Origin of the sequence: Dokdonia sp. PRO95, from assembly GCF_000355805.1 — a bacterium.
Taxonomy (GTDB): Bacteria; Bacteroidota; Bacteroidia; order Flavobacteriales; family Flavobacteriaceae; genus Dokdonia.
In genome coordinates, this window is the sequence record NZ_CM001837.1 from 532,409 (window position 1) to 548,480 (window position 16,072).

Sequence of the window (16,072 nt, forward strand, 5' to 3'; positions counted from 1 at the left end):
TGGGTCTGATGTAATTATTGATACTACCGGTGTTGCTATCACAGACGCTATTGCTGGTAACCCTATCGCAACAGTAACAAACGCAGATGGAACAGAAGTAAAAATTAACGAAACAGTAACAGAACTAGCAATAGCAGCAGGTGCACTTACATATGCAAATGAAGATGCAACAAATGCAAACGTAAACTTGATTTCTACAGATACAGACAACGCAGTAATTGCAGGAGCAGATGGAGCACTATTTGTAGCACAACCAGCAGCAGATGTCGTAACAGATGTGACGGACCTTAACGCTACAGGAAACTTAATCGGAACTTATAACAATGAAGAAGGAGATCCTTTTGCTATTAACGAAACTGTAACAACAGTAACGGCAACAGCAGCAACAGGAAATACCATTGCTACCTACACTAACGAAGATCCAGCAGCAACTCCAGTAAACATTAATGAAACAATAACTGAATTAGCAATATCTGCAGGAGCTCTTACATATGCAAATGAAGACGCAACAAATACAGATATAAAACTAATATCAGGAGATACAAACAATGCACTAATTGCTGGCACAGATGGATCATTATTTGTAGCACAACCAGCAGCAGATATTGTAACTGATGTAACAGACTTAAATACCGCAGCAGACACAAACCTTATTGGAACATATAATAATGAAGAAGGTAATACTTTTGCCATCAACGAGACTGCGACTACCATAAGTAATCTTAATGCAGCCACCAACAAAAATCTTATCGGAACCTACAATAATGAAGGTGCTACTTCTTTTGCTATTGAAGAGACAGTAACGTCAATAACTTTTGACGACACTACAAACGAGTTAGAATACATAGATGAAACTGGAACCCCAAATCCAGTAGATTTAAGTTCGCTCGAACATACAGGAACTGAAGGCTCTATTTTCTTTGCAGGAGCAGACGAAACTCCTACTGAAGATAATGACCAATTATTTTGGGATGCTGCAAATAATAGATTGGGAGTTGGTACAAATACACCAGATAACAAGCTACAAGTATCAGGAGCAATTCGTTCTGCTGGATTTTTAAATTCTGATGGTAATGCCGGCGAGCCTTCTTATAGATTTACAGATGATACAAATACTGGAATATACAGTCCAGCCGCAGACGAAATAGGTCTTACTGTTGGAGGTTTTGAAGCTCTAAGAATTGATGAAGAAACAACAGGCAACACTGTGGTGATAGTTAACCAAACACTAGACTTAGACGGCCCTGTTCTTGACGAAAATGATTTACCTGGAATAGCAGGACAAGTACTCACAGCTACTGCAACAGGCACAGAATGGGCAGATGCCGCAGCAGAAACAGTAACAACTTTCGCTCAAGACGACACCCCTACTACTACAGATGCTACGGCAACAGGAGAAATCACTTACACAGATGAAGCAGGAGATGAATTTAAAGCACAAGTAGTAAGTGCAGATGCAGATAACAAATTAAGCGTGGGTACTGATGGTGGTGCATTCTTTGCTGGACCTACTATTTGTGCAGCTGGAAAGATTGCTGCTGGAGGATCGGCAGTGGCTGGATTTAATGCAACTGCTAGTTTAATCAATACTGGAGATTATCAAATTACTTTTGATAATGACCTTGGGACCTCAAGCTATGTTATTCAGCTTACTATTACAGATTTATTAGGCGTAGGAAACGATGATCCCAACATTAGTTATTATGATCAACAAAGCGATGGTTTTAAAGTAAATGTAGGAGATAATGACAATGGAGGTTCTGACCGTGCAGATTTTAACTCAGAGTTTATGTTTAGTGTTATCTGTCTTCCAGGTTTTGGGAATGGTGGCTCTACGGCAACAGGAGGAACAGGAGGAGGAACTCCTACTAATACTGCTTCTCCTACCCTTACGGAAAACCAAAGTATTAATGCAAACAACTTTGCAGACATTAATACTTTCATTATTAATTTTAACCCTGGAAATGCTAATGCAGGATCAGCCTTTGAAATATTAATTGAAGACAGACCTTATGCCAATTTACCTGCTAATTTAACAGCATCCTCGAATCAAGGTCCTATAAACTTTACGGTAACTTCTGAGGATAATGGAGATGGAACTTACAATCATCTTATTACAGGAATAGATCCGTTGCCATCTAATAATGATCCTGTAACATTTAGTGGTGATCAACCTTCACCCCAAGGCACTACATTTGGTGGCGCCTGTTCTTGTGTATCATTCTTTACCAACTAATTATTTCTAAATTTTTCTAAAATGAAAAAATTTATAAACATAATAATCTTAATGTTAGTTTGCAGTGTCGGTTATTCACAAACCACAGACCCTGCCCTATTAGTAAACATCCAAAAGGCATCTCAATCAGAAATTGATGCCTATGACCCGGCAGATCTAGAAATAGGTATGCTAGTATACAATACAGATGTAAATAGAATATTCGAATATACGACATCAGGCTTTTTAGTAATACTAACCGATGTCGATGTATCTGAAACAGTAACTACTTTTGTAGATAATGGTAATGGTACGGCTACGTACACAAATGAAAACAACACCGCTGTCACTGTAGGAATTGTAGGTCCACAGGGACCAGCAGGCGCAGATGGTGCAACGGGTGCAACTGGACCGCAAGGACCGGCAGGTGCAGATGGAGCAACAGGTGCAATTGGACCGCAAGGACCAGCAGGTGCAGATGGAGCAACAGGTGCAATTGGACCGCAAGGACCAGCAGGCGCAGACGGAGCAACGGGCGCAACTGGACCGCAAGGACCTATAGGTCCAAAAGGAGCTGACGGTGCGACTGGGGCTACAGGTCCGCAAGGACCAGCCGGTGCAGACGGAGCGACAGGTGCCACTGGCCCGCAAGGAGATACTGGACCGCAGGGACCTACTGGTGCAGCAGGAGCAGATGGCGCAACAGGACCTACTGGACCTACTGGAGCACAAGGCCCTGTAGGACCTCAAGGACCAGCTGGACCCACAGGCGCTCAAGGAGTAGAAGGACCACAGGGACCCGTAGGACCATCAGGAGCATACACCGGATTTTTTATTATAGACAACAGCACATTAACCACCACTGGAACATATAGCCAGAGTATCACAGGTATCCCTTTTGAGCCTTCGCAAGTTACTTTTAAGGCGCATCCTAATATAGGGACATTTAATATTAATGACGATAATGCGCTAGGAGCAAATAATACTGGATTGCTAGAAAATACGTTTGGCGCAATGAATGGGTTTGCTCGAGCAGGTAGTCCTATTGCACAAGCGGTTATTTTTTCTGGCGGAAGTGGTAGCTCTATTAATAACATATCTAGATATGCAAATAACACGCAATGTATAGGCTTAAGATATACTAACAATAACGGTAATAATCTAGGTGTTATCTCAGCATCTCTAGCGAGCTTTACGGCTACAGGTTTTAATCTTAATGTAACTTATACCATAGGAACAACAGGAGGCCCTGCTTTTAGTGATGACATACTTGATGAGTCTGTTATTGTGTTATTTACCGCCTACGAATAAAAAACTATGAAAAACAACCCTTTATATATAACTATACTTCTTGTTTTTGTTTACGCTTTCGCGAAAGCGCAAACCACAGATCCTTCATATTTAGTTAATGTACAGAAGGCATCACAGTTAGAAATTGACGCATACGATCCGGCAGATTTAGAGATTGGTATGCTGGTTTATAATACAGATGAAAATAGGATTTTTGAATATACAAATAATGGGTTTTTGGAACTTCTTACAGAGAAGAATATATACACTGGATGGTTTATCATCTCTGGCGAAGGAGTGGTAACAGTAAGCGACATTCCATTTACACCATCACAGGTAACCTTCTCGGCAGCAGCAAATGTGGAGAGTCGGGATATTGATTCTGATAATGGCGTAGGAGACAATGATAGAGGTATTGACAACTCTTTTGGGTCAATGAAAGGGTTTGCAAGAGATGATGACGGCACAATAACGCAACAAGTGATGTATTCTGGAGGACACGGAAATTCTATAAATGACAACTCTAGATATGCCAGCAGTAGCAACTGTATAGGTATACGTTATGGTGACCAGAATGGAAGTAGTCTCGGAAAAATAGAAGGAGCATTTACATCATTTACTGCAGATGGGTTTACTATTACTGTAAATTATACAGATGGTATAGTGACCGCAAATAGTACTAACCCATTAGTAGACGTTCAACCTGGAGATGTAAATAATGAAGCATTACTAGTCATTTTTACGGCATATAAATAAAGTATGAAACAAATATCCCTATATATTACAGCTTGCTTTTTTTTATTTTTTGCTTTCGCGAAAGCGCAAACATTAAATCCACAATTACTATTAAAATTGAATAATGGTACGACAGCAGAAATAAATAATACGACTGGCGCAGAAGCCGGTGTTATGGCTTATGACAGTGACCAAAAAATTGCAAAAATTTATGATGGCGCTACATGGCAAGAAATGAGTACACCATCTAGAGGAAGTATAATCCTCAATAGAAATGGAGGGTCTGGAATACTTACCACCGCTAATAACACTTACTTTGACATGCCTATTAATGCATCACACATACAAGCAAACGAAGGAGGTTTATTTACTGTAGTTGGTACAGGCAAAATCAGAATTGAGCAAGATGGAATATATGCAATATCTGCATCTCTATCCACTAGCAATATGCCCATAGGCAACACTAAATACATTTTGGCAGCACGCCGTAATAATTCTCTTATAGGATATTTATCTAGAGGCTCTGTCACATTAACGGGCCAAGATTATTGGGGATCATCCGGCACCATAACGTACGCTTTGAGCACAGGAGATGTTATAAATTTTCAATATGTGATTAACGCTGGAGGATCTAGCCTCAATGCAGTATTCACAAACGCGTCAATAACGAAATTGTAATACAATGAAAAATATATTAATAATAATCATGGCTTGTTGTGGTTTCGCTTTCGCGAAAGCGCAAGACACCGCACATAATTTTGGTAATGTTCAGATTCATCAAAGTGGATCAATAGGCTTTCATGGTGATCTTGTGAATGACGGAGACTTTGATAATAATTTAGGTCTAGCGGGTTTTTACAACCAAGACGAAGAACTATTTATTTTAGGAAACAATAAACCTGTTTTCTTTAACATGGAGGTAGATGTTCCAGAAGATCTCAACTTTGAGGTCTCTGTAGGTGTTACAAACTTTTTAGATTTTATAAACGGGAGAATCACAACCCCAAGAGAAGACTTAGGAATTAATCTTGACTTTACTAATGATGCAATTTACTTAGGAGAAAGTGATGACAACCATGTGGACGGTTATGTTACAAATCAAGGTAATCTAGAGTTTGACTTCCCTATAGGTGATGATTTTAAAATACGCCAACTCACAGTAGTCCCTCTAGATCCTGCTGGGGACGTGTATCAAGCAGCATATTTCTTTGAAGATCCTAATACTCCAAGTACGCTTTCTGGATCTTTTGATAGGGATTCTTTTCAAAATACATTATCTATTATTGATCCTAATGAATATTGGGATTTAAATGGTACGCTACCAGTACAAGCTAGGCTTACTTGGGATGAAGAAACACAAGTACCAGTACTTGCAGACGGCATTGAGTCTTTACGAGTTGTGGGCTTCTCTGAAGTTCTAAATAGATGGGTTGACTTAGGAAATACACAGATTACAGGAAATGAAACTAATGGCCAGATTACATCTGACATTTTTGAACCAAATGGTTTTTCTGCGCTTACGCTTGGGTCTGTTTTGAGAGGAGGAAGCTCTATAAATGTTTACACTTTCTTTTCTCCTAATGGTGATGGGATTAATGAAACTTTTGTCATAGAAGGATTAGCTACCAGTCCAGACAATGAACTATTTATTTTTAACAGATGGGGTGTAGAAGTTTTCTCGATGAAAAACTACGACAACTCTTTTGATGGAACCTCACAGGGAAGGGCAACTGTGTCTCAAGACGATAAACTGCCAGTGGGAACTTACTATTATGTACTCAAACTTAAAGATCAAAAAGATCTAGCAGGTGCATTTTATATAAATCGCTAAATATTTCCCAAAAACGGACTTTGTTAGGCTGCTTTGCGCTTTATTTATATTTTTAAATAAAAAAGTGATGACCATACAGCATAAAGAAAGAGAGGATAGAGGTGTCTTTTACATAAAGGGTGAAAATGGTATTATATCTGAACTCACATACTCTAAAGATGACAACTCTGTTATTACTATAGACCACACAGAGACAAAAATCCCACAAGAAGGGCAAGGTTATGCATCAAAACTTGTTGCTCGTACAGTAGCATTTGCAAGAGAACATAATCTTAAAATAAATCCGCTATGTCCGTTTGCAGAGGTTCAATTTGATCGTAACCCAGAATTTAAAGACGTGCTTGCTTAATGACTTCTATTCTGGAAACAGAACGTTTGTATTTAAGAGCATTTACCTATAAAGATGCTATGCATCTTTATGCAATGAATAATGATCCAGAGGTCATTAAATATACTGGAGATAGGGCATTCAAGAGTCTCAAGGAAGCCCAAGATTTCGTATGTGAATATATTAGGTTGCGCACTATTAAAGCAACCAAAAATTCATCAAAAGAATCTTTAGCGAGATATGCTGTGATTAGAAAAGAAGATGATGCTTTTTTAGGATGGTGTGGGCTTAAGCTTCACAAAGAAAAAGGAGCAGTAGATATAGGTTTTCGATTTTATAAAAAATACTGGAAGCAAGGATATGCTACAGAAAGTGCCAGAGGTTGTATAAGCTATGCTTTTTCTAATCTACAACTACCATTTCTAATTGCCCACGCACATGTAGATAATGCACAATCTCGCAAGGTTTTAGAGAAATGCAACATGATTGAAATAGAGAAAATTGATTACGACAATAATCCTTCAATCTTATATCGTCTAGACAATGAGGATTACACGCTTCGGGAAATTGTTGCTCAAGATACTTGGCCGGTAAGACATCCAGTTTTACGAGCTGGAAGACCACTTAAAGATGTATATATGGAGGCAGATGAAAAAGCTTCTACCTTTCACCTAGGTATGTATCATAAGCACACCATTGTTGGTGTAGCAAGCTTTATGGAAGACACTCATGAGGCATTTACAGGCGTCCAAACACGTTTACGAGGAATGGCTGTATTACCAGAATATCGCAATAAAGGAATAGCCGCACAAATACTTAATAAGGGTGAAGAAATCTTAAAGGGAAGAAAACGCACCATCTTATGGTTTAACGCTCGTACGGTAGCACTAGACTTTTATAAAAATCTAGGCTATACTATGATAGGAGAACAATTTGATATTCCGCAAGTAGGCCCTCATGTTAGAATGAAAAAAGACTTAATATGAACAGACGCACATTTTCAAAATTAACATTACTAGGAGCCGTTGCTGCTTCCCTCCCACTTCCCGCAACGACTTCAATTTTTCAAGGTATTTCTGAAGATGAATTACTTGGTAAAGGTGCTCCACTTCTTACTAAGACCTCAGCATACCGACTTCGGCCGGAAGCTGCGGTTGCTTATGAAGAGATGAAAAGTGCGGCGCTTAAGGAAGGAATCAAATTCCAGGTAGTATCTAGCTATAGAGATTATAACCACCAAAATAGAATCTGGGAACGCAAGTACAAACGCTTTCGCGAAAGCGGACTCAAACCTACTGCGGCAATTGAAAAAATAATTAAATACTCTACCATCCCTGGAACTTCAAGACATCACTGGGGCACAGATATAGATATTGTAGACGCCACTCCAAAAGTTTCTGGAGGACTACTCGTACCATCTAAATTTCATGGCAATGGTCCCTTCTGCAAGTTTAAAGAATGGATGGATAAGAACGCAAATACCTACGGCTTTTACTTGGTCTACACAGATGACCAAAATCGTAAAGGTTTTAACTATGAGCCTTGGCATTACAGTTTTAAAAGCTTATCCCTTAACTATCTTAAGAAATATCAAGAGTTGCCTATTAAAAACAAATTACAATCGGCTAAACTATTAGGAAGTGAGCATTTTACAGAGGCGTTTATAGATCGCTATCTTCAGGATAATGTAATGGATATTAATCCAGCTTTACTCACTTAAAGCAACTGGATCTCCTTGCGTTCTAGCAATGCTTCCTTAAAGTCAGAGCGGCTAGCTAAGGCTTTGCCTATCCATTGCTGTGCTTTTATTTTATCTCCTTTATGCTTGTAAATCTGCGCTAGACGCAAGTAAGCCCAGTCTTTTGGGACTCCGTCTTTGGCTGTATAATTATCAATATATTTATGTAAACAAGATATTCCTTGATCTAGGCCTATACCGTATTGACCAGCGATTTTTCCAAACTGATAATGCAATCTATTATCTTCCTTATGCTTGCTCTGAGCAGCCTGCACTGTAGCAAGTGCATCTTCTGGTTTATTGTTTTTTTCGTAATGCTCCTGTAATTTTTGGTAGCAGGTTACAGAACCACCTACTTGAACTGCCTTTCTATAATTCACCTCTGCATCATTAGGACGATCATTATATTCTGCAATATACCCATGCGCTAGATACCCGTCTACTGGTGATATATTTGCAAGCTGATCTGCATATTTCATGGCTTTATCTTCACTTCCACCTATAATACTTGGTAACTGGATGTAAAACTCAATAAGCGCCCATCTGGCTTCAATATGTTTTGGGTCTAGTGAAGCGGCCGTTTCAAACGACTTCTTTATATCACCTATCATGGTCGCCGCTCTCAATTTATTTACCGCTAGCGCTTTCATACCCATCACACCACCATATTTATAATGATAGTTTGCATTCTTAGGAGACTGCTCAACTAGTTGCTCATAATATGATATTGCTTCATTCCAGTTTTCGGCATAGCCTTCTATATCGCCTAGATATTCGATAGTTTTTGCATGAGTGGGATGCGTAGATAAGTATGTTTTGAAAAATGGCTTTGCTTGTTGATATTGTTCTTTCTTAAAAAGAGTTTCCGCTTTCGCGAAAGCGGTATCATTTTGCGCTACCACAAAAAGAGGAAAACACAATAAGAGAATCCATTTTATCATTTTCAAATTTTTATCAAATATATACCAATATGATGCCAAAACTGATTTACTTCTGAGGTGGATATTTACTTAAAATCTTTTCGGCAAGCTTCTTAAAATGAGCTTCCTTTTTCTCAGGAGATGCTTTTACCTTTACATCGCTCTCGCTCGTTGCCTCCCATAAGGTAGCTTGCGTATTTTGAGCTTCATAAATGGTAAGAATAAGCTGTAAGTGCCTTTCGGCTCCTCCTATAGGAATCCCACCACTTACGCCAACTCCAACATTTCCTCCACCTCCACCAAGACCTACGCCAATGGTGTTTCTAGAGTTAGTCTCAAATTCGTCAGTTTTTATTTTGATGAAAATATCATTTTCTAGCGTTTTTACAAAACCTCGAGACTGCAATATGCTATCTGTATATTTTATGAATCTACGCTCGTCAAACTCTGATAAGCCCGATGGCTCAGAGAAGTCGTAATCGTAATTTTTATAACTAGCAATATCTTTCTTAGTATCGTAATCATAATCTACATACATCGTCCCGCAGCTAGTGAGCATTAATGAGACGATAAGACATAAAAAAAACCGCATATCCTTTGTTTTGTATAAAGATAACAAAGGATTATGCAGATTGTTGTATTTAAACAGTTCTTAACTACTCATTCATCATTTTCCACAATGCATCTTTAAGCTCTACAAGACCTTGTTGTGCAACAGAAGAGATGAATAAGTATGGAATTGGAAGTTCTCTATCAAGCTCTTCAGAGACTTCTGCTTTAAGTTCTTCATCGAGCATGTCGCTTTTTGTGATTGCGATGAGTCTGCTTTTATCAAGTAATTCTGGATTGTACTTTTGAAGCTCGTTGAGAAGTACCTCATACTGCTCTGCAATACTATCTGCATCTGCAGGAATCATAAACAGCAGTGTAGAGTTACGTTCTATGTGACGTAAGAAACGATGTCCTAACCCTCTACCCTCTGCAGCTCCTTCTATAATACCAGGAATATCTGCCATTACAAAAGATCTAAAATCCCTGTAAGCCACAATACCTAAGTTAGGCTTAAGTGTAGTAAATTCATAATTGGCAATTTTAGGCTTTGCCGCTGTGATTGCCGCGAGCAATGTAGATTTTCCTACATTAGGAAACCCTACAAGACCTACATCTGCAAGCACTTTAAGTTCTAAAGTAAGGTGTACCTCATAACCGTCTATTCCTGGCTGTGAGTGCCTAGGAGTCTGGTTAGTACTACTTTTAAAGTGCCAGTTACCACGACCTCCCATACCACCTCTAGCGGCAATAAACTCTTGACCGTCTTCAGTGATTTCAAAAAGCACCTTATCAGTTTCTGTGTCTTTAATAGTTGTTCCTAGTGGCACCTCGATATACTCATCTACTCCGTCATGACCCGTAGATCTTGATTTTGCACCATTACCTCCGTGACCGGCACGCAGGTGTTTCTTAAATTTTAAGTGTATGAGTGTCCACAGGTTACTATTTCCTTTGATAATGATATGACCTCCACGACCTCCATCACCACCATCTGGGCCACCCTTCTCAATAAACTTCTCACGGTGTAAATGCGCAGATCCAGAACCTCCATTTCCTGAGGTTGTGTGAATCTTAACGTAGTCTACAAAATTTCCTTCTGTCATCTTTCGGCTAGCCTTTAATTTCTTTAATAATATATAAGTACACTAGTACTTTTTATAAGGTGTCAATCACCTTACTTAATCTGTCTGTAATCTCACTTACTGTACCCACGCCATCAACTCCGTGATACTTATTTTGCTTCTCGTAGTATCCTTTTAAGATAGCAGTTTCTGCATAGTATACTTTAATACGGTTGCGTATCACTGCCTCATCTGCATCATCTGCACGCCCAGAAGTCTTACCTCTTTCTAGTAAACGTTGTACTAGCACCTCATCATCCACCTCTAAAGCAACCATTCCAGAAACCTCAGTATTCTTACTTTCAAGTAATTCTGCTAGTGCTTCTGCCTGTGCCTCTGTACGAGGAAAACCATCAAAAATAAATCCCTTAGCATCGGCATTTTTCTCCACCTCTGCATTAAGCATTTTTATAGTTACGCTATCTGGAACAAGCTGTCCTTTATCAATGTATGATTTTGCTAAGGTCCCTAGCTCTGTAGCATTTTTAATGTTGTATCTAAAAACATCTCCAGTACTTATATGTACTAGATTATACTTTTCTTTTAAAACTTCGGCTTGTGTTCCTTTACCGGCACCTGGAGGGCCAAATAAAACCAGATTAGTCATTGTAGATTCTTTAAGTTTATAAATGGATGTAAGATTACGTCCTAGACCATTATAGTCTAGACCATATCCTACTACAAAATCATTAGGTACTTCTAGCCCTATATAATCTATTTTATAAGGCTTTTTATAAGCCGCTGGCTTATAAAGTAAGGATGCTATCGTAAAAGAAGCAACCTCTTCGTCTTTAAGTATTTTTATGATGGTTTCAACAGTGTTTCCAGAGTCTACTATATCTTCTACCACAATCACATCGCGTCCTTTAAGTGATGGTTCTGCTCCCATTACGGTATGAATCTCATCACTTTGCTGTGTTCCTTCATAACTCGCTACCTTAATAAAGCTCAATTCACAATCATGATCAAACTTTTTAATAAGCTCTGAGCTAAATAGAAATGCGCCGTTAAGCACTGTAAGAAAGACAGGGCATTTACCCTTGTAATCTTCATTAAGACGCACAGCTACACCATTTACGGCATGTTGCACATTTGTTTTTGTAATAAATTCCTCAAACGAGAGGTCGTGTAGTGTGATGGTATTTTTCATAATAACAAAGGGCAAAGATACCAAGAGGAAATGACAATTTGCTCAAACCCAAAACCCAAATATCAAAAGGAGTTTTTTAAACCACTTCTCAAACTCCATCCTAAGGAAATTTGTACTTTTGAAAACAGTAATTAGATGCTATAAAAAATCGAGCTTTGGTGGTTAGTCTGCTGTGTTTGATCAAAGAAATAACTTTTAATTAGATCTCATAGGTCTGCACATAAAACCCCTTGAGAGGGATTTAATATTATGACAAACTACTTTTCTTCACAGTTTAAACTTGGAATTTTAGGCGGTGGCCAGCTCGGCAAGATGATGCTTTATGACACTAGAAAATATGATATCCAGACATATGTGCTTGACCCTAGTGATGATGCTCCTAGCAAGATTGCTTGTGATCATTTTGAGCAAGGAAGTCTTATGGATTATGACACGGTACTCGCTTTTGGCAAAAAAGTAGATGTACTTACCTTTGAGATAGAAAGTGTAAATATAGATGCCCTTGAAGCACTAGAAAAAGAAGGGGTAAAAGTGTTTCCGCAGCCATCTGTGTTGCGTAACATACAAGATAAAGGAGTACAAAAAGACTTTTATGCACAACATGATATTCCAACAGCGGGGTATACAAAGTACGCTTTCGCGAAAGCGGTAAAAGAAAACTTAAACACAGCATCAAGTGATATCGAGTTTCCATTTATCTGGAAATCATGCACGGGAGGATATGATGGAAAAGGAGTCTCTGTTGTAAGAACCGCCGAAGATTTAGACCACCTACCTCAAGTACCATGCATCGCCGAAAAAATGATCCCATTTAAAAATGAGCTTGCAGTAATTGTAGCTCGTAGTGTATCTGGCGAAGTAAAGACATACCCTGTGGTAGAAATGGAATTTCACCCAGAAGCAAACCAAGTGGAGTATGTAATTTGCCCCGCTCGTATAGATGAGAATGTTGCAAATAAAGCTCGCGCAATAGCAGAGCAGGTTTCAAAAGCATTTGGCCATGTAGGTCTGCTTGCTGTTGAGATGTTTCAAACAGAAGATGATGAGATTCTTGTAAATGAAGTGGCTCCTAGACCACACAATAGTGGTCATTATAGTATAGAGGGAAGTTTTACAAATCAGTTTGAGCAACATCTTAGAGCTATTTTAGACTTACCGTTAGGAAACACAGATAGTAAAGTAGCATCTGTAATGGTAAATCTAGTAGGTGATGAGGGACATACAGGCGCAGTAAAATATAAGAACATAGAACAAATTATGGCAATGGATGGTGTAACACCACACATTTATGGCAAGAAGGAAACAAGACCTTTCCGTAAGATGGGACACGTTACCATTGTAAATCACAATCTTGTAAAGGCAAGACAAGTAGCTCAAGAGGTTAAAGAAAACATACGTGTAATTGCACAATAAAAAATTAGATATTATGAAAGTAGGAATCATAATGGGAAGCACTAGCGACCTGCCAGTAATGCAAGAAGCTATAGACTTCTTAAAAGAAATGAATATTGATACAGAAGTAGATATTGTGAGCGCACACCGCACACCAGAGAAGCTTTTTGATTATGGTAAAAATGCCCATACTCGCGGTATTAATGTGATTATAGCTGGGGCTGGAGGTGCTGCACACTTACCTGGAATGGTAGCATCATTATCACCACTACCAGTAATAGGTGTTCCTGTAAAATCTCGTAACTCTATAGATGGATGGGATTCTGTCCTTTCCATATTACAAATGCCAGGAGGTGTACCTGTTGCAACTGTCGCGCTAGACGGAGCAAAAAATGCAGGTATTCTTGCTGCTCAGATTCTAGGGGCTAGAGATGGCGCAGTACAAGATAAAATAATAGCTTATAAAGAAGGGCTTAAGCAGAAGGTTATAGAAGGTGCAAAAAGCATTACATAGAAAAGACCACCTAAAAGGTGGTCTCTAACAATGCAGTATACTGGGAAATGATAACGTATTTATTAACCATTCTAAATATTAACCAAACCTTTTCTACACATTGATGGGGGAAATATCGTTTTAAACTAAAGTGAAAGTACTCTAGTTTTTTTCTATGTAAACAAACTTAAAAAATTCATTCTATTTATCGACAACATCACTACTTTTTTCGATAAAGTACATGTTTTCAAAAAATTACAAAATTAAAAGTCCATGTCGCTTACAAACAATCCGCTATTACAAGATTTTGATGAAGCTCCTTTTTCTTCAATTAAAGACGAGCATTTTAAGCCAGCCTTTGAAGAAGCAATACGCTTAAGTCGTAAAGAAATAGACGATATCGCTACCAGCGACGAGCCTGCTACTTTTACAAATACCATCGCAGCCTTAGACTACGCAGGACAGCAACTAGATCGTATTTCAAGTATCTTTTTTAACTTAAATAGCGCCGAAACCTCTGAAGCTATTCAGAAAATAGCACAAGAAGTTTCTCCACTGCTTACAGCTTTTAACAATGACATTACTCTTAACGAGCAGTTATTTGCTAGAATTCAAGATATATACGCTCAAAAAGACAGTTTAGACCTTACCGTAGAAGAAAAAACACTTCTCGATAAAAAATACAAGAGTTTCTCTCGAAATGGAGCCAACTTACCAGAGGATAAAAAATCCCGCTTACGCGAAATTGATACTGCGCTAGCACAATTAAAACTGAGTTTTGGCGAAAACATTCTAGCCGAAACAAACAGCTACGAGCTGCACATCACCGATGAAAAAGACCTAGCAGGAATACCTGATAGTGCAAAAGAAGCATTTGCTGCCGAAGCAGTCTCTAGAGAAAAAGATGGATGGGTAGTAACACTTGATTACCCTAGCTACATTCCGTTTATGAAGTATGCAGATAATCGTGAGCTACGTAAGGAGCTATCACTTGCATTTGGGAGTAGAGCATTTAAAAACAACGAGCACGATAATCAAAAGAACACGCTGGAGATTGCAAATCTACGTCATGAGCGTGCACAGTTACTTGGGTATGCTACACACGCACATTTTGTACTAGAAGAGCGCATGGCAAAAACGCCAGAAAAAGTAATAAACTTTTTAAACGAATTGCTAGAAAAAGCAAAACCTGCTGCCCAGAAAGAATTTGAACAACTAGAAAAATTTGCAAATGAGCTTGATAACATCGCCCGCTTAGAAAAGTGGGATGGTTCGTATTATGCTGAGAAGCTTAAGAAAAAACTCTTTAGCCTAGATGACGAGCAACTCAAACCTTATTTCAAGTTAGAAAATGTAATTGACGGAGTTTTTGAAATTGCGACACGATTGTTTGGACTTCAGTTTAAACAAGTATATGATGTAGATGTTTACCACAAAGAGGTGAAAACTTATCGTGTTACAGATGCAGATGGCAACTATGTATCGCTATTCTATGCAGATTTCCACCCACGTAAAGGAAAGCGTGGTGGAGCGTGGATGACTTCTTTTAAAGGACAGAAAATTGAGAATGGTATAAATGATCGCCCGCATATATCTAATGTATGCAACTTCACTCCTTCTACACCTAGCAAACCATCACTACTTACATTTAATGAGGTAACTACGCTCTTTCACGAGTTTGGACACGGGCTACACGGTATGCTTGCAAATACTACCTACCCTAGCCTCTCAGGAACTTCTGTATACTGGGATTTTGTTGAGTTACCAAGTCAAGTACTAGAGAATTGGTGTTATGAGAAAGAAGCTTTAGAGCTTTTTGCAACACATTATGAGACCGGTGAAGTAATCCCAATGGATTTAGTTCAAAAAATAAAGGATGCTGCTACCTTCCAAGAAGGAATGGCAACACTGCGCCAACTAAGCTTTGGCTTACTCGATATGTCTTGGCATGGTCAAGACCCGAGTGAGATTAAGGATGTAAAAGCATTTGAAACAAAAGCATTTGGAGATACTTCTTTATATCCTGACACTCCAGAGACGTGTATGAGTACAGCATTTGCACACATCTTTCAAGGAGGGTATTCTTCTGGATATTACAGCTACAAATGGGCAGAAGTACTAGATGCAGATGCGTTTGAATACTTTAAAGAAGAAGGGATTTTTAACAAAGATGTGGCAGCTAAGTTTAAGGATCACGTACTCTCAAAAGGAGGAATAGAGGACCCTATGATATTGTATAAACGTTTCCGTGGTCAAGAGCCTAAACCAGAAGCATTATTACGACGTGCAGGACTTATTTAAGTTCAA

The 16,072-nt window shown here is 38.8% G+C and carries 15 protein-coding genes; 11 read left to right on the forward strand and 4 right to left on the reverse strand.

Features of this window, described 5'->3' with window-relative positions:
- The 8 genes from D017_RS02225 to D017_RS02260 all read left to right on the forward strand — a co-directional run.
- Positions 1–2,236, forward strand: a 2,236-nt coding sequence (locus tag D017_RS02225) for a hypothetical protein (protein ID WP_035334454.1), incomplete at its 5' end; no start/stop codon positions are given.
- 21 nt (positions 2,237–2,257) lie between these two features.
- Positions 2,258–3,526 carry a collagen-like protein gene (locus D017_RS15555; protein ID WP_081804618.1) on the forward strand — a complete coding sequence of 423 codons (1,269 nt, stop codon included), beginning with the start codon at positions 2,258–2,260 and terminating at the stop codon, positions 3,524–3,526.
- 6 nt (positions 3,527–3,532) lie between these two features.
- Positions 3,533–4,261, forward strand: coding sequence for a hypothetical protein (locus tag D017_RS02235; protein ID WP_035334455.1), 729 nt, complete (start codon positions 3,533–3,535; stop codon positions 4,259–4,261).
- Positions 4,262–4,264: 3 nt separating this feature from the next.
- Positions 4,265–4,918, forward strand: a complete 654-nt coding sequence (locus D017_RS02240; RefSeq protein WP_035334456.1) for a hypothetical protein — start codon at positions 4,265–4,267, stop codon at positions 4,916–4,918.
- Positions 4,919–4,922: 4 nt separating this feature from the next.
- Positions 4,923–6,071 (forward strand): T9SS C-terminal target domain-containing protein, encoded by a 1,149-nt coding sequence (locus tag D017_RS02245; RefSeq protein WP_035334457.1) that lies wholly within the window; start codon positions 4,923–4,925, stop codon positions 6,069–6,071.
- Between the two features lie 67 nt (positions 6,072–6,138).
- A complete protein-coding gene (locus D017_RS02250) occupies positions 6,139–6,420 on the forward strand; it encodes a GNAT family N-acetyltransferase (protein WP_035334458.1) in 282 nt (93 codons plus the stop codon).
- Complete coding sequence (locus tag D017_RS15315) at positions 6,420–7,385, forward strand: GNAT family N-acetyltransferase (protein WP_051583778.1); 966 nt, start codon at positions 6,420–6,422, stop codon at positions 7,383–7,385. Before D017_RS02250 ends, D017_RS15315 begins: the two co-directional genes overlap by 1 nt.
- Positions 7,382–8,119 carry a M15 family metallopeptidase gene (locus D017_RS02260; protein WP_035334459.1) on the forward strand — a complete coding sequence of 246 codons (738 nt, stop codon included), beginning with the start codon at positions 7,382–7,384 and terminating at the stop codon, positions 8,117–8,119. The genes D017_RS15315 and D017_RS02260 overlap by 4 nt, the downstream gene beginning before the upstream one ends.
- On the opposite strand, the gene D017_RS02265 is transcribed toward D017_RS02260, so the two are convergent.
- The 4 genes from D017_RS02265 to D017_RS15160 all read right to left on the reverse strand — a co-directional run bounded on the left by D017_RS02265 (position 8,116) and on the right by D017_RS15160 (position 11,880).
- A complete protein-coding gene (locus D017_RS02265; protein ID WP_035334460.1) occupies positions 8,116–9,078 on the reverse strand; it encodes a tetratricopeptide repeat protein in 963 nt (320 codons plus the stop codon). The two genes, D017_RS02260 and D017_RS02265, sit on opposite strands and share 4 nt — an antisense overlap.
- Before the next feature lie 46 nt (positions 9,079–9,124).
- On the reverse strand, positions 9,125–9,649 hold the full coding sequence (locus tag D017_RS02270) for a DUF4136 domain-containing protein (protein ID WP_035334461.1): 525 nt from the start codon (positions 9,647–9,649) through the stop codon (positions 9,125–9,127).
- A 64-nt stretch (positions 9,650–9,713) separates the two neighbouring features.
- Positions 9,714–10,712, reverse strand: a complete 999-nt coding sequence (obgE, locus tag D017_RS02275) for a GTPase ObgE (protein WP_035334462.1) — start codon at positions 10,710–10,712, stop codon at positions 9,714–9,716.
- Between the two features lie 52 nt (positions 10,713–10,764).
- A complete protein-coding gene (locus D017_RS15160; protein WP_081804619.1) occupies positions 10,765–11,880 on the reverse strand; it encodes an adenylate kinase in 1,116 nt (371 codons plus the stop codon).
- A gap of 249 nt (positions 11,881–12,129) precedes the next feature.
- Here D017_RS15160 and purK point away from each other — a divergent pair, with 249 nt between their 5' ends.
- The 3 genes from purK (at position 12,130) to D017_RS02295 (ending at position 16,066) form a co-directional block, all read left to right on the forward strand.
- The gene (gene purK, locus D017_RS02285; protein ID WP_035334463.1) at positions 12,130–13,293 is read left to right on the forward strand and encodes a 5-(carboxyamino)imidazole ribonucleotide synthase; all 1,164 of its coding nucleotides are present in this window, start codon (positions 12,130–12,132) and stop codon (positions 13,291–13,293) included.
- Between the two features lie 10 nt (positions 13,294–13,303).
- The gene (gene purE / locus D017_RS02290; RefSeq protein ID WP_035337860.1) at positions 13,304–13,786 is read left to right on the forward strand and encodes a 5-(carboxyamino)imidazole ribonucleotide mutase; all 483 of its coding nucleotides are present in this window, start codon (positions 13,304–13,306) and stop codon (positions 13,784–13,786) included.
- A 252-nt stretch (positions 13,787–14,038) separates the two neighbouring features.
- The gene (locus D017_RS02295) at positions 14,039–16,066 is read left to right on the forward strand and encodes a M3 family metallopeptidase (protein WP_035334464.1); all 2,028 of its coding nucleotides are present in this window, start codon (positions 14,039–14,041) and stop codon (positions 16,064–16,066) included.
- Positions 16,067–16,072 lie beyond the last annotated feature (6 nt).